At 73.8% G+C, this 18,484-nt stretch carries 11 protein-coding genes and 2 pseudogenes; 5 read left to right on the top strand and 8 right to left on the bottom strand.

The window, feature by feature from the left end:
* Nucleotides 1-295: 295 nt before the first annotated feature.
* The 4 genes and pseudogenes from ACX25U_RS07585 to ACX25U_RS07570 form a co-directional block, all read right to left on the bottom strand.
* Nucleotides 296-1,558, bottom strand: coding sequence for a TIGR02679 family protein (locus tag ACX25U_RS07585; RefSeq protein ID WP_454389863.1), 1,263 nt, complete (start codon nucleotides 1,556-1,558; stop codon nucleotides 296-298).
* Between the two features lie 153 nt (nucleotides 1,559-1,711).
* Nucleotides 1,712-1,864 (bottom strand): annotated as a pseudogene (locus ACX25U_RS07580) (IS110 family transposase); the annotation flags it as partial.
* A gap of 6 nt (nucleotides 1,865-1,870) precedes the next feature.
* Nucleotides 1,871-1,999: pseudogene (locus ACX25U_RS07575) on the bottom strand (IS481 family transposase); the annotation flags it as partial.
* Nucleotides 2,000-2,814: 815 nt separating this feature from the next.
* The gene (locus tag ACX25U_RS07570; RefSeq protein WP_454389861.1) at nucleotides 2,815-3,567 is read right to left on the bottom strand and encodes a helix-turn-helix domain-containing protein; all 753 of its coding nucleotides are present in this window, start codon (nucleotides 3,565-3,567) and stop codon (nucleotides 2,815-2,817) included.
* A 223-nt stretch (nucleotides 3,568-3,790) separates the two neighbouring features.
* Here ACX25U_RS07570 and ACX25U_RS07565 point away from each other — a divergent pair, with 223 nt between their 5' ends.
* From ACX25U_RS07565 to ACX25U_RS07555, 3 genes are read left to right on the top strand one after another with little or no spacing between them, the layout of a single operon-like run.
* A complete protein-coding gene (locus ACX25U_RS07565) occupies nucleotides 3,791-4,459 on the top strand; it encodes a DUF4097 family beta strand repeat-containing protein (protein WP_454389859.1) in 669 nt (222 codons plus the stop codon).
* 13 nt (nucleotides 4,460-4,472) lie between these two features.
* Nucleotides 4,473-5,435 (top strand): ATP-binding cassette domain-containing protein, encoded by a 963-nt coding sequence (locus ACX25U_RS07560; protein WP_454389857.1) that lies wholly within the window; start codon nucleotides 4,473-4,475, stop codon nucleotides 5,433-5,435.
* Nucleotides 5,432-6,223 (top strand): ABC transporter permease, encoded by a 792-nt coding sequence (locus ACX25U_RS07555; protein WP_454389855.1) that lies wholly within the window; start codon nucleotides 5,432-5,434, stop codon nucleotides 6,221-6,223. The genes ACX25U_RS07560 and ACX25U_RS07555 overlap by 4 nt, the downstream gene beginning before the upstream one ends.
* Before the next feature lie 224 nt (nucleotides 6,224-6,447).
* On the opposite strand, the gene ACX25U_RS07550 is transcribed toward ACX25U_RS07555, so the two are convergent.
* The 3 genes from ACX25U_RS07550 to ACX25U_RS07540 are packed head-to-tail and all read right to left on the bottom strand — an operon-like array spanning nucleotide 6,448 to nucleotide 13,489.
* Nucleotides 6,448-10,623: a TIGR02680 family protein gene (locus tag ACX25U_RS07550; RefSeq protein ID WP_454389853.1), complete on the bottom strand. Its 4,176-nt coding sequence runs from the start codon at nucleotides 10,621-10,623 to the stop codon at nucleotides 6,448-6,450.
* Nucleotides 10,620-11,867 (bottom strand): TIGR02678 family protein, encoded by a 1,248-nt coding sequence (locus ACX25U_RS07545; protein ID WP_454389851.1) that lies wholly within the window; start codon nucleotides 11,865-11,867, stop codon nucleotides 10,620-10,622. The genes ACX25U_RS07550 and ACX25U_RS07545 overlap by 4 nt, the downstream gene beginning before the upstream one ends.
* Entirely contained in the window at nucleotides 11,864-13,489 is a 1,626-nt protein-coding gene (locus tag ACX25U_RS07540) for a TIGR02677 family protein (RefSeq protein ID WP_454389849.1), read from the bottom strand. Before ACX25U_RS07540 ends, ACX25U_RS07545 begins: the two co-directional genes overlap by 4 nt.
* Before the next feature lie 303 nt (nucleotides 13,490-13,792).
* On the opposite strand from ACX25U_RS07540, the gene rsgA reads away from it, so the two are divergent.
* Nucleotides 13,793-14,908, top strand: coding sequence for a ribosome small subunit-dependent GTPase A (rsgA, locus tag ACX25U_RS07535; RefSeq protein ID WP_454394151.1), 1,116 nt, complete (start codon nucleotides 13,793-13,795; stop codon nucleotides 14,906-14,908).
* A gap of 102 nt (nucleotides 14,909-15,010) precedes the next feature.
* Here rsgA and ACX25U_RS07530 read toward each other — a convergent pair whose 3' ends face one another.
* The gene (locus ACX25U_RS07530) at nucleotides 15,011-16,000 is read right to left on the bottom strand and encodes a helix-turn-helix domain-containing protein (protein WP_454389847.1); all 990 of its coding nucleotides are present in this window, start codon (nucleotides 15,998-16,000) and stop codon (nucleotides 15,011-15,013) included.
* Between the two features lie 1,245 nt (nucleotides 16,001-17,245).
* Here ACX25U_RS07530 and ACX25U_RS07525 point away from each other — a divergent pair.
* Nucleotides 17,246-18,466, top strand: coding sequence for a protein phosphatase 2C domain-containing protein (locus tag ACX25U_RS07525; RefSeq protein WP_454389845.1), 1,221 nt, complete (start codon nucleotides 17,246-17,248; stop codon nucleotides 18,464-18,466).
* Nucleotides 18,467-18,484: the final 18 nt, after the last annotated feature.

Below are 18,484 nucleotides of genomic sequence, written 5' to 3'. Positions count from 1 at the left end.
GGGAGAATCGCATCCGGGGGCCGCGACGCGGAGCGTCGTCGTGTCCCCCGGGACAAGGACTCCGCCCGCGTGATGCTCGTCCGGGCTGGTCCGAACCCGGCTGGTGCCGATCGGGTAGGACTCGATCGCTCGCTGAGCGACCGAGCAGCGTGAGCCAGGAATCTCCCTCGCTCCCGAGGGAGAGCATTCAACCGCCCCTGCATCGTCTACCGCAGCCGCGCCCCCCCCCAGCTGGGCACGAGGGCCCCTCGCCACGGCTGGGAGCGCATCGGCCGACGCGCCGTGGGGGCCCGGGTCAGGGTGCGAGGTCGGTCAGGAGGCCGTCCAGGACGGTCTCCTCCTCGATGCGCACGCCCAGTTCGGTGAGGGCCGGGCGCAGGTCCGGGTCCCACGGGGCGTCGGTCGGGGTGCCGGTCAGGGCCGGGGCCAGGGGAGTAGTGGCGGCCGCGGCGCGGTAGTCGGCGGCCGTGTAGCGCCAGGGGCGCCAGGGGACGCGGTGCAGCAGGGCGGCGGCGATGCGCAGACCGCCCCAGTCGAAGTCGCCGTGGTAGCGGAGCACGGAGCCGTGGGCGTGCAGGTGGCGCAGCAGGGTGAGGGCGGCGGCCGAGGGCTGGCCCTGGAGGCAGATCAGGGGCGGGCAGGTGGGACCCAGGGTGTCGGCCGCGGTGGCCAGGACGGTGGGGTTCTCGCACACATGTACGGCGGTGGGCGTCGTGCGTGGCGGTATGCGGGTGAGCTGGCGCAGCGTCAGGACGGCTGGTTCTCCCGAGTCGGCCGCCCAGTCGAGGGCGGGGGTGCCACGCAGGCCCAGGGTGAGGACGGTGGAGGAAAGGGCGTCCTTGAGGAGCCCGGCCGAGGCCCAGGCTTCGCGGCGCCACTCGGCTCCGCCGCCGTCGGGGAAGCCGGTCAGGGCGCGCACGCCGGACAGGACGAGGGTGGCGAGCGGGGTGCCGTCGTCGAGGGCGTGGGCGTCGCCGAGCGTGCGGGCGGCGAAGACGGGCAGGGACACGGCCGGGTCGGCCGGCAGGCGGCGCAGGGCCTCGGCAGCGTTTTCGAGCAGGGCCTTCGCCGTGTGCGGGGTACGGACGAGACGGCGTACCAGGCCGTCCTGGCGCAGCCGGTCGGCCCAGTCGGCCAGCTCGGGTTTGGCGGTGCGGATCAGTGCGTCGAGCGGGGCGTAGGCGTCCTGCCAGGCGTGGGCCTCCCGTTCGCGTACGTCGGCGAGCCGGGCGACCGGGCCGGTGAGGGCGGTGACGGCGGCGGCCAGGCCGTCGGGGCTGATCCCGGAGCGTCGTAGGACGGCGTCCACCGCGTCCAGCCGTACGCTCAGCGAGCGTCCGGAGCCCGGAGCGCGGCCCAACAGGCTCTCGGCGGCGGCACGCTGGGCGGCGGTGGGGGCGGCCAGGGCGACCGGCCCGGTCAGGGGTTCGTCCCGTTCCATGCGGCGGCGTACGCGGTCGACCAGCCAGGCCAGTTCGGGGCCGCCCAGGAGGCGGGCCAGACGGTCGCGGTCGACGAGCGCCGAAGGCGGCCGGGGTGTACTCGCGTCCTCGCTCATACCGTCCTCAGGTCCACAGGGAGTCTCCTGGTCCTCCGGCGTGCCCGCGGCACCGAGAACCTGTCCGGCCGATCATGCCGGAATCGCGGGCCCGTGTCCTCGGGGTCTTGCTGGGCGGGGGTGCCTCCATGTCCTTCGTCAAGCCCGGGCTGGTCACGCGACGGCTGCTTCGGGGACGCGTGATTCGTAGAAGGTGCCGTCGCGGAGCATGGCGAACAGGACGCTGATGCGGTGGCGGACGAGGCGGAGGAGTGCCTGGGCGTGGGGCTTGCCGCGGGCGCGCCGGCGGTCGTAGTAGGCCCCGGAGTCCTGGCTGTACTGCCCTGTGAGGTTGGGGACACGGCCGGCGGGTGGTTGACCCTTCAGCGCGGTGTGTCCGCGGTGGTGGTTGTAGATGTCCAGGCCGGAGCCGTGGGACTGCCCGCGGTCGGCGTACAGCCGTCGGGGCCTGCGACGGGGCCTTCCCCGGCGGCCCCGCAGGGGCGGAAGGTCGTGTACCGCCTCGTGGTGTGAGTGCCTTGCGCGACGTGTTCCGGTAAGCCGCACGTCGGCCATTTCGTGAGACAACGACCCCGCACCGCGTGCGGCTGACCTGCCGTCGGCGCCATGGGCGGCCCCTGCACCGCGTCGACGTGGCGGTGATCTGTGCATGCCCATACTTGATCGGCTGCACCGTCCGGTGGGACGCGATCTGCCGGGGGCTCATGGCATCTATCTGCTGAAAGTGTGAGCATTCGGCAGGCGAATGTCACTCGCGCACTCAAATGAGCGGCATGTGAACACTGGAGTCCGAGATGCCCTCCCTTTTCAGAGGGGAATATGTGCCTCCCGGCCGGGCGCCGGGGGCGTGTGCCACGACGTGGTGCAGGCGATCAGGCCCTTCGCGTTCCGGTACGAGGTCCGTGGTGCTCTCCGGGGAGCGGCAGTCCGCGAAGGGTCCCGTTGAGACGGGCCGGGCACTCGATCCGGCGGAGCCGACCGTCCCCCACCTGCGGATTCCGGCGCCTTGATCCCCTGCACCTCCTGCAGTCCAGCCTCGTGCACGTCAACACGCTGCTGCAGCAGGTCCTGTCCGAGCCGACGTGGGCATCGCGGCTGACGGACGAGGACCGGCGTGGGCCGACCGGACTCTTCCGATCGGACGTGAACCCCTACGGCGCCTTCCGTCCGGACATGGACGCCCGGTTCGACCTGCGGCCGGCTCAGGTTGAAGGATCCGCGCGGGCACCACTGGCTGTGACCATCAAGGCGGCTGTCTATCCACAGTCCGAACTTGGCTTGGCAGTGCCGCCTGAGGTTGTTGCGGGTTTCGTGTGGAGGACATCGCGGGCCTGGTCCGCGGCGCGGGTGATGCTTTCGGAGACGAAGTCGAGGAAGCGGGCGATGTTCTCGAGGCGGGCGGCGGCCGGGGTGTCGGGGCCGAGGATGCCGACGCCCTGCCGTGCGGTCTCGGCGACCTGGGCGGTGCCGCGGGCGCTGGCCATCATGGATTGGTACCAGACGTCGTCGTCGACGACGTAGCGCTCGCGGCGTTCGTCGCGTTCCCGGCGGACGAGGCCCTGGCTCTCGAGGAACGTGATCGCTTTGGAGACGGACGCCGGGCTGACCTGGAGCCGCTGGACGAGTTCGGACGCGGTCAGGCTGCCCGCGTTGCTGATGCAGAGGCAGGCCAGCACCCGGGCCATCATCTTGGGCGTACCCGACTGCATGAAGACGGTGGTGAGCGTCTCCTCGTACTCGCGCACGGCCTCGGCGTCGCGTCCGTGGGCCTGCGAAGGCGCCTGCGGCCCTCGGGGCGCCGCCCGCCTGCGACGGTGGGCGCGGCGTTCGGTGGCGCGGTGGGCCAGGTCGGCACGGTAGGCAGTGGGGCCGCCGTTGCGCATCACCTCACGCGTGATCGTCGAGGTCGGGCGGTCGAGGCGTCTGGCGATCTCGGCGTAGGCGAGCCCGTCGGCCAGCCCCAGCGCGATCTGCTGGCGTTCCTGCTGGGTGAGCCTGCCTCCCGGCATCGCGATCTCCCTTCATGGTCTTTGGTGTCTCCAGCATAGTGTTCACTCGCAACCCATTGCAACGAACAGAGGTGGGTTTGTTGCATTACGCTCAATATTATTGCAACGATTTATTGGCTCTGAACTGCAATTATGATGCCTACGTGCAACGATTGTGTTGCCGGATCTTTGAATGCAACGTAGCGTTTCCGTCGTCAGGAACAATGGGCCGAAGGAGAGCACGATGCAGAAGTTCGACACCCCCGCCCCGGTGACCGCCGTCCTCGACATCCCCGCAGGACGCATCCGGTTCATCGCCGCCGACCGGGCCGACACCACGGTCGAGGTCCTGCCCGCGGACGCCTCGAAGGGCCGCGACGTGAAGGTGGCGGAGCGGATCGAGATCGCATACAGCGACGGCGTCCTGCGGATCGAGGCCCCGGCGGCGAAGAACCGGATCCTCGGCGCTTCCGGATCCCTCGAGGTCACGGTCCAGCTGCCCGCCGGTTCCCGCGTCGAGGTGAAGTCGTCCTGTGCCGAACTCCGGGGCGTCGGACGGTTCGGCGACGTCGTCTTCGAGGGCGCGCAGGGCGCGATCAAGATCGACGAGGCCGCGAGCGTCCGCTCCACCACCTCTGGCGGTGCTGTCTCGGTCGGCCGCCTGGGCGGCCCCGCGGAGATCAGCACCGGACAGGGCGACATCCGGATCGCCGAGGCCGTGCGCGGCGCGGTCGTGCTGCGCACCCAGATGGGCGATGTGTCGGTCGGCGCCGCCGCCGGAGTTTCCGCCTCCCTGGACGCCGGCACCGGCTACGGCCGGATTCACAACGCGCTCAAGAACGCCGACGGCGCCGCCGACCTGAACATCCACGCGACCACCGACTACGGCGACATCGACGCCCGCAGCCTCTGAAGGAGCGCCCCTCATGACCAACCTGGCCATCGCGGCGAACGGGCTGCGCAAGTCCTACGGCGACAAGGTCGTGCTCGACGGCGTCGACCTGGCCGTCCCGGAAGGAACGACCTTCTCCCTGCTCGGACCGAACGGCGCCGGCAAGACCACCGCCGTGAAGATCCTCTCCACCCTCATCTCCGCCGACCCGGGCACCGGCGCCCTCCACATCGGCGGCCACAACCTGGCCGCCGACCCCCAGGCGGTGCGCGCCGCGATCGGCGTCACCGGCCAGTTCTCCGCCGTCGACGGCCTGATCACCGGCGAGGAGAACATGCTCCTCATGGCGGACCTGCACCACCTCTCACGCAGCGAGGGGCGGCGCACCGCCGCCGAGCTGCTGGAACGCTTCGACCTGGTCGAGGCGGCGAAGAGGCCCGCCTCCACCTACTCCGGCGGCATGAAGCGCCGTCTGGACATCGCCATGACGCTGGTCGGCAACCCGCGGATCATCTTTCTCGACGAGCCGACCACCGGCCTCGACCCGCGCTCCCGGCACAACATGTGGCAGATCATCCGTGAGCTGGTCTCCGACGGCGTCACGGTCTTCCTCACCACCCAGTACCTGGAGGAGGCCGACGAGCTCGCCGACCGTATCGCCGTGCTCAACGACGGCAAGATCGCCGCCGAGGGCACCGCCGAGGAGCTGAAACGGCTGGTCCCCGGCGGACACGTGCGGCTGCGCTTCGCCGACCCGGCCGCGTACCAGAGCGCCGCCCTCGCCCTGCGCGAGGTCACCAGGGACGACGAGGCACTGGCGCTGCGGATCCCCAGCGACGGCAGCCAGCGCGAGCTGCGCTCCATCCTCGACTGGCTGGACTCGGCCGGCATCGAGGCGGACGAGCTGACCGTGCACACCCCCGACCTCGACGACGTGTTCTTCGCCCTGACCGGCGGCACCGGCGTCCCCAACCAGTCCAAGGAGACCGTCCGATGAGCCCCTTCTCCCTCGCCGTACGCGACTCGTCCACGATGCTGCGCCGCAACCTCCTGCACGCGTGGCGCTATCCATCCCTCACTCTGAACCTGCTGCTCACCCCGATCATGTTGCTGTTGCTCTTCGTCTACATCTTCGGCGACACGATGAGCTCGGGCATCGGCCGCGGCGGTCCGGACCGCTCCGCATACATCGCGTATGTCGTCCCGGGCTTACTGCTGATGACCATCGGCAGCACCGTGGTCGGAACCGCGGTGTCCGTCTCCAACGACATGACAGAAGGCATCATCGCCCGCTTCCGCACGATGGCGATCCACCGCCCTTCGGTGCTCGTCGGGCACGTCGTCGGCAGCGTGCTGCAGTCGATCATGAGCGTGGTCCTCGTGGGCGCCGTCGCCGTGGCCATCGGCTTCCGGTCCACGGACGCAACCGCCCTGGAGTGGCTGGCGGCGTTCGGGCTGCTCGTGCTCTTCGCCACGGCGCTCACCTGGATCGCGGTCGGCATGGGCCTGGTCAGCCCGAACGCCGAGGCCGCCAGCAACAACGCGATGCCGCTGATCCTGCTGCCGCTCCTCTCCAGCGCCTTCACCCCGGTCGACTCCATGCCCGGCTGGTTCCAGCCGATCGCCGAGTACCAGCCGTTCACGCCCGCCATCGAAACCCTGCGGGGCCTGCTGCTCGGCAGCGAGATCGGCCACAACGGGTGGCTCGCCGTCGTCTGGTGCCTGGGTCTCGCGGTGCTCGGCTACTTCTGGTCGACCTCGAAGTTCAACCGCGACCCGAAGTAACCGCTGACCGTCGAGTCACCCGGCTCGCGGTCCCGTCCGCGGCTGCTTCGACCGAGACGTCCGCATCCACGGTGCGGGAGATCCACGGTGCGGAAGCCGGCCCGTTTCGCCTCGAACCGTTCCGGCTCCGGGGAGATCGCCTTGTCCTGCCGGGCGACGAAGAACCACGACGGGATGGTCTTCCACGCGGCGGCCTTCGCCTTGCGGCTGCGTGCAGCTCCTGTTCACCCAGGCTGATGGGCCCCGTGGTCCGGAGCCGGGCCGATCCGCCGGACAGGCCCCGCGGGGACGGCCTCGGCGGTCCGTGCGGGGACGTTCGTCAGCCGGTGGGCGGGTTCGGTGCCGCGCGTCCGTTCGGTGCCGTCCCATTCCCAGCGGGTCACCAGGACCGCGGGGATCTCGTCGACGCGGGAGAGCTGGGCGATGGCGATGCCGGGGACCTGCGGGTAGCAGGCCCATTCGCGTTCGCTGGTCATCACCACGTCCAGGTCGAAGGCGTGCAGCAGCCCCAGGCACTTGGCACGGGAGTCGTCGTCGACACCGGCGAAGGCCTCGTCCAGCGTGACCAGGCGCGGGGCGTGCGGGGCGGCCGTGGCGTAGTGCGAGGAGGCCGCGGCGAACAGCGGCACGCTCACCGCCAGCACGCGCTCGCCGCCGGAGGCGGGCCCGGTGGCCGGTACCCACTTGCCGTGCTGGTGGCGTTCGATGCCGAACTCGTGCCAGGCGCGGTGGTCGAGCGCGGCGGTGAGCACCTCCAGCCAGCTGCCCGCCCGGTCGTCGGACTGCCGGCGGCCGATCTCGGCCTGCAGGAACTCGCCGACCGCGGCCCGGTCCTCGGGCGTCCAGGCGTCGGCGGACTGCCGCAGCCGCTCGCGGGCCTGGGCCAGACCGGCCGGCGCCTTGCGCGAGGGACGCCACACCAGGCGCAGCCTCATGCCGGTGGAAGTGGGCCGCTCCTGCAGTTCGGCGTTCATGGCGCGCACCTGGCGCTCGGCGGCGCCGATCAGCTCCTGCAGGGTGCCGGCGACCTCGGTCAGCAGGTGCGTCTCGAGGATCTCGCGCTCGTGCGCGGACAGGATGCGCGTCAGCTCGGCCACTTCCGCGGCGAGCGCCTCGGCGAGCTCGGGCACGGCCCGCTCGCGGCCCTGGTAGACGATCTCGACGACCATGCCGTCCTCCACCATGCGGGCGGTGGCGCTGTGGCCGCCCCGGGACAGCGCGTCCTGGAGCTTCTTGTACTCCTCGCTCAGCCGCTTCTGCACCCGCTCCCAGGCGCCGTCGGAGTCGTCGGTGCCGGACAGTTCGGCCTCGAGGGAGCGGGCGAGCGCGACGGCCGGGGTGGCGGCCCAGGGGCCGGACTCCAACGGTGGAACCGCCGCCTCGGGCAGGGCTACGGCGAGCAGACCGGTGGCCGCGAACCGCTGGAGGGCGGCGACGGCCTCGGCACGGGACGCGGTCGCCTCACGGACGTCCACCTCCAGTCGTTCGATGTGCCCCTGAGCCAGGTGGGCGCGCCGGTCGGCGGCCGTGTGGTCCTCGCGTGCCCGGCGCTGGTCGCGGTCGCAGGCCGCCAGCGCGTCGGAGGTCTCGGCGAGGCGCCGCTCGAGCTCCGCGACCGCGGCGCCGACGGTGGAGCGCAGGGTGGCGTGGCGCTCGTCGGCAGCGACCGCGAGACGGCTCGACTCCTCTGCCCGCAGGGCCAGTTCGGCGACCCTTTCACCGGCCTGCTCCGCTTCCGCGCGCTCCTCGGCGAGCGAGCGCGTCGCGTCGGCACGCTCGCGCAGGGCGGGCCACAGGGCGGCGAGGACGGCGGCGTGGTCGGCCAGGGCCTGGCGTACGGCGGCCAGGCCCGCCTGGTCGGCCGGCAGGTTCAACGCGGCGGCGGTCTCGGTGAGTTCGCCGGTAGCCTCGGCTTCCTGCCGGACCGCCTCCGCCAGTTCGGCGGAGCGTTCGTCGCGGCGGGTACGGGCCCGGTGGGCGGCGTCCGCCGCCGCGGCGGCGAGTGCGTGGGCGTGACGCAGGGCGGCGTCGTCGGGGACGGCGGCCAGCTCGGCGTCCAGGGTGTGGCGGCGCCCGGCCACCGAGGTGCGTTCGGCCTCCCAGCGGGCCATGTCGCCGGCCAGGGTGTCGAGTTCGGTACGCAGAGCGGTCATGCGGGCTCGTCGCGCCTCCTCGCGGGCGCCCTCGCCCACGTACACGGCCGCCGGCTTCGACCAGCTGCCGGTGAGCGTGCCGACGCGGAAGCGGCCGTCCGCCGCCACCCAGGTGTCGCGGCCGGCGCCCGTGGCGACCGGGGCCGAGGCGTCCCCGCCCCGGTCGAGCCCGATGGCGGCCAGCAGCCGGGCCACCGTCGGCTCGCCCACCGCCGCGGCTCGCGCGTCGCCGTGGTCGACGGCCGGGCGCAGCACGTCGGTGAGCGTCGGGCCGGGCAGCGGGGTGCCGGGCGGCAACGGAGACAACAGCAGATCGTGTCCGTCGGCGTGCACGGCGGTGCCGTCCGGGCGCACCCAGGCGTCCAGCAGCCCGGACGCCTCCAACGCCGCCTCCAGTCCCGCCCGTTCGCCGGCTCCGACATGGTCGCGGAAGTCGATCAGCCGCCACAGGGGTGCCCCGGCTGCTTGTTCACGCACCCCGGGCGTGCGGGTGTGGGGCTCGGTGGGACCGCGCTGGCCGCCCGCCTCCAGCTCGGCGAGCTCCCGCTCGGCCTCGGTGTGCCGGGCCCGGAGTCCGGCCAGTTCCTGCCCGAGAGCGGCCGCCCGGTCGGCCAGCAGCGCCGTCTGTGCGCGATGCGCCTCGGCGGCCTGTTCACGTGCCGGGTAGCGGCCCTGAAGGTGCGTCGTCCAGTCCTGCAGGCCGTCCAGCAGCCCGGTGGGGTCGGCGACGGACAGCTCCTCACAGGTGTCCAGGTGGGCGCGTACCCGGGCCACGAGGTCCCGGCCCGCCGCGGCTGCCGCCTCCTCCGCCTCGGCCTGCCGCACGGTGGTGTGACCGACGTCGGTCTCGGCCTCGTCCAGACGACGGGCGCCGGCCCGGCGCTCGCCGGCGGCCTGGTCGGCGCGGGCCGCCAGTGCCTCCACATGCTCGATGGTGCGCCGCCTGCGAGTCACCGACTCCTCGGCGGCACGCCGCAGTTCGGCCTCCGGCGCGCCGTCGGTGCGCAGCTCGTCACCGAGCCGGGCGGCGGCCGCCGCCTCCCGTTCGCGGACGAGCATGTCCGCGACCTGCTCCTCGGCCGCCGACAGGCGTCGTCCGGCCGCCTCCAGGCGACCCAGCGTCCGGGTGTGCGCCTGGGCCGCCTGCTTCCGGTCCGCCTCGGCGCGCGCCAGCTCCTCGGCGCTGCGGCGCGCGTCGGCGGCGGCCTGCTCGAGTTCCCGGGCGTCGCGCATCTCGGGACCCTCGCGCAGCGCCGCCTCGTGCGCCTTCAGCCGCGTTGCCGACTCCTCCAGCCGCGCGATCCGCTCGGTGGCCGCCGCCCGGTCCGCCTCGGCCTCCTCCCGCTCGGTCCGGGCCTGGGCGAGATCGCGGTGCAGCTGCTCGTAGCGGGCGTGCTCGCTGCGCGGCAGCCGGGCCCGGCGCCTGGTGGCCACGCGGGCGTAGCGGCGGTAGTGGTCCAGGAACGCGGAGGCGGCCCGCTCCGCCTCCGCGGCCGCCCGCAGCTCCTCCTTCTCCTCGTCCAGGGACCGGAACGCCTCGGCCACGTCGGCGATCACCGCCTGGTCCATCGGCGGCAGCGCCTCGGTCAGCGCCCGGGACAGCGCCGTCTCGTTGGGCCGCTTCGACAGCTGCGGCTGGCGCAGCTGGACGAGCAGGTCGACCAGGGCGGCGTAGCGCCGCTCGCCGAGGCCGAACAGGGCCTCGTCGACCGCCCTGCGGTAGGCCGTGGCCGTGTCGTACACCATGCCGCGTCCGGCGACGGCCTCCGCGAGCCGGTCCCGCGACAGCGCGGTGCCGGTCGCGTCGAGCAGGCTCAGCTCCGCGCCGATCCGCTGGTCGGTGACCGCGTACCAGTGGCGGGCGATGCCGCGGCCCGCGACCGCCTTCAACCCGCAGGCGAGCGTGCGGAAACGGGCCTGCCCGGTGTCCTCGTCGATCCGCCCGAACTCGATCCAGGTGTAGCCGAGCCGCTCGGGGTACGGGTGCTCACCGCCGAGCAGCAGGTTCCACTCCATCCGCTTGCCCGGGTCGGCGTCGGGTTCCACCCGGCGGGCGGACAGGTCGCCGTCCAGGAGGAAGGGCAGGGTGAGGGCGAGGACCTTGGACTTGCCGGTGCCGTTGTTGCCGCGCAGCAGCAGGCGGCCGTCGCGGAACCAGAACTCCTCCGTGTCGTAGTGGAAGAGGTCGACCAGGCCGATGCGCAGCGGCCGCCACCGGCCGGGCGCGGGGACGGGCAGGGCGGTCACTGCTGCGGTGCCTTTCGCTCGGCGGTACGGGTTTTGCGCGGGCCGCGGGCTCCCGGCTCCAGGACGACGGTCTCGCCGACCGCGTACCGCGCCAGCGCGGGCAGCGGGACCACGCCTTCGGCGGTGCGGGCCACCAGCCCGAGCGCGGTCAGCTTGATCAGCGCCTGCTCGACCAATTCCCCTTCGGTGCCTGGCTGTTTGGCGCTCTTGGACCAGAACCCGCCGTGTACAGAGGCCAGTTCCCGCACATGGCGTTCCAGCTCGCCGCGGCCCACCTCCCCGCCCGCGGCGGCGAGGCGCTCGGCGAGCAGCAGGGTGACGTGCCCGTGGGTGCCCTGCTCGGGCATGCGTACGTCGGTGAGGTCGTCCAGGGGGTCGACCATGGCGATGCCCTCGGCCCGTACCTCCGCGACCAGTCCGGTCAGTTCGCCGACGCGGGCGGTCAGGAAGGCGCGCTGCCGGGTCAGGTAGGCCAGCTCCTCGTCGGTCAGCTCGTCGTAGTAGAGCACCGGGTCGTCCAGGAGGCGGCGGGTCAGCATCTGGCGGATCGCGCGGAACCGCAGTTCGTCGCTGTCCAGGGCGCTCTCCGCGGTGAGTTCGGTCAGCCGCTCCTCGAAGCCCCGGGCGGCGATCATCGACGGGCCGTGGCGGGTGGCGAGCAGTCCGGCCAGGACGCGGCGCTGAACGTCGTACAGTGCGTCGCCCGCCCCGCTGACGTACGCGTCCTCGTCCCCGGCCACCCGCCGCAGCACCCCGTACCGCAGCAGCAGCCGCACCACCGCGGCGAGGTCCAGGCGCTCGTCGCGCCGCTCGAGCGTGAACTCCACACCGGCGGCGGCCAGCTGCGGATCGGCGGCGTCGAGCACCACCTGCTCGGCCAGGCGGCCGAGGGCGATCTGCGCCTCCCCGCGTTCCAGCGCGGCCAGCGCCAGACACAGCAGCACATAGCGGCGACGCGTCAGCGGCGCACCGGAGCGGGACGCCTCGCGCGCCGGATGGGTCGGATCGGCCAGGGTGCCGGGCGTCTTGCGCAGCCGGGCGGCCTCCGCGTCCACGCGCAGCGACCAGCCGGTGTTGCGGTCGAACCAGTCACGCAGTTCGGCGGCGTGCTGCCGTACCAGGCGGAACGCGTCGGCGTGCGGGCCGTGGGCGAGCAGCAGCGGTTCGCTCAGCAGGGCACGGGCGGCCTTGTGGAGCTCGGCCGTGCGCCGGCCGTCCAGGACCTCGCCCAGGGGTGTGGTCATCGCTCCTCCCGCACCGGGGTGCCGTCCGCGCGCATCCGGCGGGTCAGGGTGAGGTCGGTGATCTCCACCGTGTGGTCGGGGCCGCGGAACACCCCGCCCGGCGTGCGGATCTCGGCCGCCGTACCGTCCGGCAGGGCGGTGAGCCGGATCTCCATCGTGCCGTCGTTGCTGGTGGCCACGGTCGTCGTCATGCCGGGCCGCCAGGTGGCCAGGGCGTCGCCGAGCAGTCGCAGGAACAGGCCGAAGGCCACCGGGTCGAGTTCCTGGAGCGCGGACAGCCGGGTGGTGCCGTCGGTCGCCAGTCGGGTGCGGGCGGCCGCGATCTCCTCCGCCTGCCGGGTGGCGATCTCGGACAGCCGCCGCCGCTCGTCGGACCGGTCCCGCACCCTGCGCGCCTTGCCGCGCCGCTCGTAGCTTCCGGTGCGGCGCAGCTGCGGGCTGATCCGCAGCGGTTCGGCCTCGGCCCACGGCGTGGACGCGGCCACCGGACGGGCCGCGCGCTCGGCGAGGGTGTCGGCGTCCACGGTGAGATGGCGGGCGGGGTAGAGGCCGAAAGCGGCGCGCCACAGCCGGTGCCGCGCCTCGTCGTCGGGGGCCTCGGCGAACCAGCGGGCCAGAGCGCGGAAGTCCGCGGACCGGTCCGAGCGCCCGGCCCGCCGCTCGTTCAACTGCCGTACGACCGCCAGGAGCTGGGGGATCGCTCCGAGGGCACGTCCGCGCAGCAGGCGGGCCTGCGACTCGCGGCCGTCCGCGGAGACGAACCAGGCGGCGAGTCCGGCCCAGCGTCCCGCCCACCGCGCGTAGGCCTGTGCCTCGGCGGTCTCGGCCTCGTCCGGAGCGGCGTCGGCCGCCTCCCGGGCCGCTGCCAGCCGCAGCAGCACATCGGCCCGGCCCCGCTCCTCCAGCTCGCCGATGAGTACGGCGATGCGCCCGCCCAGGGTGATCAGGTCCTGGATGAACCGCTCCAGGTACTGGATCAGCCGGTCCTTGTAGGCGAGGAACACCTCGACCTGAACGCCGTGCAGGTCGATGGTGCGCTGCAGCGACCCCATGAACGCCCGCGCGTTCTCGGCCAGCGCCTCGAACCGGCTCGTGAGCGCGGACAGGGCCAGGTGCGCCTTGGCCGCGTCCGGCTCGTCCCCGGCGGCGAGCGCCAGCAGGGCCCGCAGCTGGGTGACGATGTCGTGCAGCGCCACGGCCTGCAGCGCGCCGCGCCGCCCGAGTGCTTCGTCGTAGGCCGACAGCGCCTGCTCGGCGGCTTCACCGGCCCGTGTGAGCTGGTAGATGAAGCGCTTGCGGTAGAAGTCCTCGACCGCCGTGACCCGTGAGGTGTCCGGGTCGGCCCGCAGATTGCCCCACTCGACCAGGCTGTCCAGCGCCTTGACCACGGTGTCCAGGTCGGCGGGCCGGTGCTCCGGCGGCAGCGCCGCGTGCACGTCCTCGGGCCGCAGATGCACCGCGAACCGCTCCTTGGCCTCGAGGAACGTCCCCATCACCTGTCGGTAGAGAGCGGTGTTGCGGACGGTGAGGTGCGCGAAGGGAGCGTAGGAGGGGGAGACGGCGGACACGGCGGACTCCGGATACCCGGTACGGTCCGGCTCGGCAGGCTGGGACGGCATCATCGCCGTGGCATTCTCCCCGACGTACACCCTGATCCGGCAATCGTAGCTAGAGCTTCACGCTGGGTTACCTCCCGGGAAAACCGGTGGCGTCCGCAGATGTGGCCCCCATAGGGTCAGTCCTGTCCTTCGCGGTGGCCGTTCGGTCGCCGCTGTCGGTCGAGCGAGGAGAAGGAGGTGTGACCGATGGCTGTCTCTGTGATGGGCGCTGCCCGCATCCGGAAGTTCATCCACTCCACCTCCGTGGCCCTCGGCTGACTCGTCCACTCGCGCACGCTGCCTGTGCGCGTTGCCGGGGCCGCCCATGTGAAGGGTTTCCCCTTGAATCTCGCCTCGCTTTTCGCTTCGCCGCACCCTCTCGCCCCGTACGGCTGGGACGAGGGCTGGGAGTCGGCGTTCGCCCCCTACGCCGGGCAGGGGCTCGTGCCCGGGCGTGTCCTGCGCGTCGACCGTGGGCTGTGTGATGTCGTCACGCCGGCCGGTACCGTGCGCGCCGACACGGAGTTCGTCGTTCCCCGTGACCCGATGAAGGTCGTGTGCACGGGGGACTGGGTGGCGGCCGATCCGGCCGGCGAGCCCCGGTACGTACGCACCCTGCTGCCGCGCCGCACCGCCTTCGTGCGCTCCACCTCGTCCAAGCGGTCCGAGGGGCAGATCCTCGCCGCCAACGTCGACCACGCGATCGTCGCCGTCTCCCTGGCCGTCGAGCTGGACCTCGGCCGTGTCGAGCGGTTCCTGGCACTGGCCTGGGAGTCCGGGGCGCAGCCGCTGGTCGTGCTGACCAAGGCCGACCTCGTACCGGACGCGACGGGACTGGCGTATCTCGTCCAGGACGTGGGGACGACGGCACCCGGTGTGCCGGTGCTGCCGGTCAGCGCGGTGACCGGGGACGGGCTCGACGCCCTCGCCGCCGTCGTCTCCGGCGGGACGTCCGTGCTGCTCGGGCCGTCCGGGGCCGGCAAGTCCACGCTCGCCAACGCGCTGCTCGGCGAGGACGTGATGGACGTCCGGGCCGCACGGGACGTCGACGGCAAGGGCCGGCACACGACCACCACCCGCAACCTGCTCGCGCTGCCCGGCGGCGGCGTACTCATCGACACGCCCGGGCTGCGCGGAGTCGGACTGTGGGACGCCGAGAGCGGCGTCGGGCAGGTGTTCTCCGAGATCGAGGAGCTGGCCGAGCGGTGCCGGTTCCACGACTGCGCGCACCACCGCGAGCCCGGGTGCGCGGTACTGGCCGCCGTCGACGCCGGCGAACTGTCCCGGCGGCGGCTGGAGAGCTACCGCAAGCTCATGCGCGAGAACCAGTGGATCGTCGCCAAGACCGACGCGCGGCTGCGCGCGGAGATCAGACGTGACTGGAAGCGCAAGGGCGCCGAGGGCCGGGCGGCGATGGAGGCCAAGCGGGGACGGTGGCGCTAGCCTCGCCGGCCGTCCCCGGGTGTCGTGTCCGGTTCCAGCAAGCGGCGGTCCCGCCGGGCCGCCGCCGCGCGGGGGCGGGGGAGGCCGCGCGCCGGGCGCGGGTCAGCCGTGCCGGTCCCGGGCCACCCAGCCCCGCTCGTAGGCGTGCCAGCCCAGCTGCAGCCGGGTGGTCACGCCGGTCAGCTCCATCAGCCGCTTCACCCGGCGCTGTACGGTCCGCAGCCCCAGGTCGAGCTGCTTGGCGACGCTCGCGTCGGTCAGGCCGGCCAGGAGCAGGGACAGCACCTCCAGGTCGGTGGCGTCGGGGCCGTCCGGGGCATCCTCGGTGACACCGGACGCCCCGAGGCGCAGCGGCAGCGCGTTCCGCCACACCGACTCGAACAGCCCGTACAACAGCTCCAGCATGCCGCTGGCGTGCACGACGAGCGCGGTGGGCTCCGTGGTGTGCGAGGTGAGCGGCACCATGGCGAGCGTCCGGTCGGCGAGCACGAGTTTGGTCGGTACGGTGTCGAGGACCCGCACCTGTTCGTCGCGGCCGAGTGCGGCGGTCAGCTCCGTGATGCCGTCCGGCAGGTCCAGTACGGCGCGTTCGAGCACCACCCGGTAGCGGACCCCGCGGCAGGCCGCCTGCTCCTCGGCGTGGTTCTCCATACCGGAGACGGCGATCGGGTTGCCCGTGACCAGGGCGCACACCTCCTCGCTCGCGCCCAGCTGGAGCTGCAGGAAGCGCTGCGCGACCGCGGGGGCGCCGGTGACGACCTCGACCAGGTCGTGCACGGCGGGCTCGGCGGCGGCCGCCCGGTACTCCTCGGCGAGCAGCGCGGCGGCCAGTTCCGCCTTCTCCAGCTCGTGCCGCTGCTGGGTGAGCAGCGCGCCCAGCGCCACACCGGGCGGCGCGGCCACCCAGCGGCCGGGCCGGGCCGAGGACTGGGCCGCGAGTCCGTGCCGCTCCAGGCGGCGCAGGGCGCGCTCGGTGTCCTGTTCACCGAGCATCAGCCGCCGCGCGAGATCGGGCACCTCGGCGGCGCCCACGGACACCAGGGCCCGGTACGCCGACTCGTGTGTCTCGTCCAGACCTATCGCTGCCAGCATCAGCTGCTGTTCCTCCCCTTGCGGATTCCCGGGTACCCGTTCCGCGGTGTGTCCGCCGTGGCGGAAAACAGCCAAGGCGCAAACCCGCCGCGGCACATCATCGCTGTACCCCCCGCCACTCTGACAAGGTGGCGCAAGGGAAGCACCGATGCCCGGTCGTGGGCGTGGCCTGCGCGAACGCGCGGCCCGCGTCGGCGGATCGGGCGCCGGGCGGACTGGCCCGCGGTCACTCGCGGGGCGCGCCCGACGGCGGCGTTTCGGCCGTCCAGACCGTGACCCGGGCCCGGGTCACCTCGGTGTCGCCGGGCGGTTCTCCCGTGGGGGGTGGGGCCGCCCGGCGACGGATTTTCCGGATGCCCCGTTCTCATACGGCCCTTGCGGTGGACAATTGGGGGCATGAGCCAGCAGGGGGGAAGGTCCACCGGTCACGAGGACGACTGGTGGGGGCAGTTGTACGACGACTCCACCGAGGACACCGGCCCCACGGCCGCACCCGACTCCCTGGACGACCGCTTCGCCTCGGCAACCGAAACCCTGACCCCGCCCACCCCGCAACCGCCGGTCCCCTCACCGCCCCCGGACGCGGATCCGAACCCCGGGCCACCGAAGAGCGAGCCCACGGACACCGCGACAGAGGCTCCCCCAGGAGGCCCGCCGCCCCCCGCCCCGGCCTGGTGGCGCCGCGCGCCCGGGGATGTCCCGTCCGCCGGGCCCCCGGTCGCGGGGCCTCCGTCCGCGGGGCCCCCGGTCAGCGGACCTCCGTCCGCGGGCCCCTCGGCCGCGGGCCCCCCGGGACCGGTGACCTCCCCGCCCGGCCCCGCTGCCGGGAACGCCCTACCCCCAGACCCCGAGCCGTCGCCTTGGCCCTCGGGACCCGTCGAGGGGATGGCCGATGCACCGCTGGTATCGGACTCCGCCGGGCCGCCTCGGCCGCCGGACCCCGCCGAGCCCGCGCCGCCGGCTTCGCGTTCGGATGAGCCGGCGCCCCGCAGCCGTGACACGCCCGCCTTCGGCGCGGGCGCGCCCCTGGATGCCGCCGCGTCCCCGCGGCCCCCGGCCACGCCTGCGCCGCCCTCCGCGCCCCCGCTGCCCTCGGAACCTCCGTCCGCCGGCCCCTCGGCCGCGGGCCCCCCGGGACCGGTGACCTCCCCGCCCGGCCCCGCTGCCGGGAACGCCCCACCCCCAGACCCCGAGCCGTCGCCTTGGCCGTCCGGGCCCGTCGAGGGGGCGGCCGACGCGGCGCCGGTGTCGGGCTCCGCCCACCTGCCGGGCGCTGATGCGCTGCCCCAGCCGTCGGGCTCCGCCGAGCCGGCGCCCCGCAGCCGTGACACGCCCGCCTTCGGCGCGGGCGCGCCCCTGGACGCCGCCGTCCCCGCCCCCGCACTGCCTCCGGAGTCCCCGTCCGCCGGGGCCCCGGGCGGTGCGCGGGCCGGGGAGCCGGAGGACGCCGTTCCCCCGGAGCCCCCCGCGGATCAGCGAGTTCCCCGCGGCACCCCCGCCGTCGACTACGTCGGCTCCCGCCCGCCCACCTACGACGCCGAGCCCACCGCCCTGCCGCTCGCTGATCCGGACGAGCTCGACGAACTGGTGCCGGACACCGTGTTGGAGGGGGCCGGTTACGGGGCCTGCACTCTGCGGGCGGTTTCGATTCGGGGGGATTCCGCGCGGTACCGGGGGGAGCCGCGGAGGGACGCGTTGCTCGTCGCGCGGTTCGGGGCGGGGGAGCAGGCGCTCGTTCTCGTCGCGATGGCCACCGGGGCCCGGGCCATGCCGGGCTCGCACCGCGCGGCCGCCGAGGTGTGCCAGTGGATCGCGCGGGCCGTGGGCCGCAGTCACGCGCGGCTCGCCGAGGACATCCGGGCGGCCCGGCGCGGCGACCTGAAGTCGGGACTGCACCGGCTCACCGACCGCAGCCTCGGCAGACTCCGCGCCGGCGCCGCCGAACAGGGCATCGACCCGGAGGAGTACACGGCCACCCTGCGCTGCCTGCTCCTGCCCGCCGACCCCGAGTGCCGGGCCCGGGTCTTCTTCGGCGTCGGCGCGGGCGGACTGTTCCGGCTGCGCGACGGCGAGTGGCACGACATCGAACCCCGGGTCGCCGAGACGAAGGCGCCCGGCCATCCCGTGGTCGGTTTCGGCTCGCGGCCTCCCGAGACCCCCGAGGGCGACCGGCTCACCATGGACCTCGGCATCCCCACCCCGCCGAGCCCCTACGACCCGCCCCCGGAGCCACCCCGCGAACCCTTCCGCTTCCGCGCCTCACTGGCCCGGTCGGGTGACACGCTCCTGATGTGCACCGCCGGCCTGGCCGACCCGCTGCGCGGCGAGCCCGAGCTGTGCGCCCACCTCGCACGACGCTGGTCCGATCCCGCCCCGCCGGGTCTCGCGGCGTTTCTGGCGGACGCCCAGGTCCGGGTCAAGGGGTACGCGGACGACCGTACGGCCGCGGCCGTACGGGAGGCGTGAACGCCCAGGCTGTGAATT

The sequence above is a fragment of the Streptomyces sp. JNUCC 63 genome (genome assembly GCF_054366325.1).
This window is presented reverse-complemented; position numbering and strand designations above follow the sequence as displayed.

Coding starts and splice junctions, on each gene's coding strand:
- ACX25U_RS07585 (WP_454389863.1), bottom strand. CDS start 1,558: ATGAGCGAGGACGCGAGTACACCCCGGCCGCCTTCGGCGCTCGTCGAC.
- ACX25U_RS07570 (WP_454389861.1), bottom strand. CDS start 3,567: ATGCCGGGAGGCAGGCTCACCCAGCAGGAACGCCAGCAGATCGCGCTG.
- ACX25U_RS07565 (WP_454389859.1), top strand. CDS start 3,791: ATGCAGAAGTTCGACACCCCCGCCCCGGTGACCGCCGTCCTCGACATC.
- ACX25U_RS07560 (WP_454389857.1), top strand. CDS start 4,473: ATGACCAACCTGGCCATCGCGGCGAACGGGCTGCGCAAGTCCTACGGC.
- ACX25U_RS07555 (WP_454389855.1), top strand. CDS start 5,432: ATGAGCCCCTTCTCCCTCGCCGTACGCGACTCGTCCACGATGCTGCGC.
- ACX25U_RS07545 (WP_454389851.1), bottom strand. CDS start 11,867: ATGACCACACCCCTGGGCGAGGTCCTGGACGGCCGGCGCACGGCCGAG.
- ACX25U_RS07540 (WP_454389849.1), bottom strand. CDS start 13,489: ATGATGCCGTCCCAGCCTGCCGAGCCGGACCGTACCGGGTATCCGGAG.
- ACX25U_RS07530 (WP_454389847.1), bottom strand. CDS start 16,000: ATGCTGGCAGCGATAGGTCTGGACGAGACACACGAGTCGGCGTACCGG.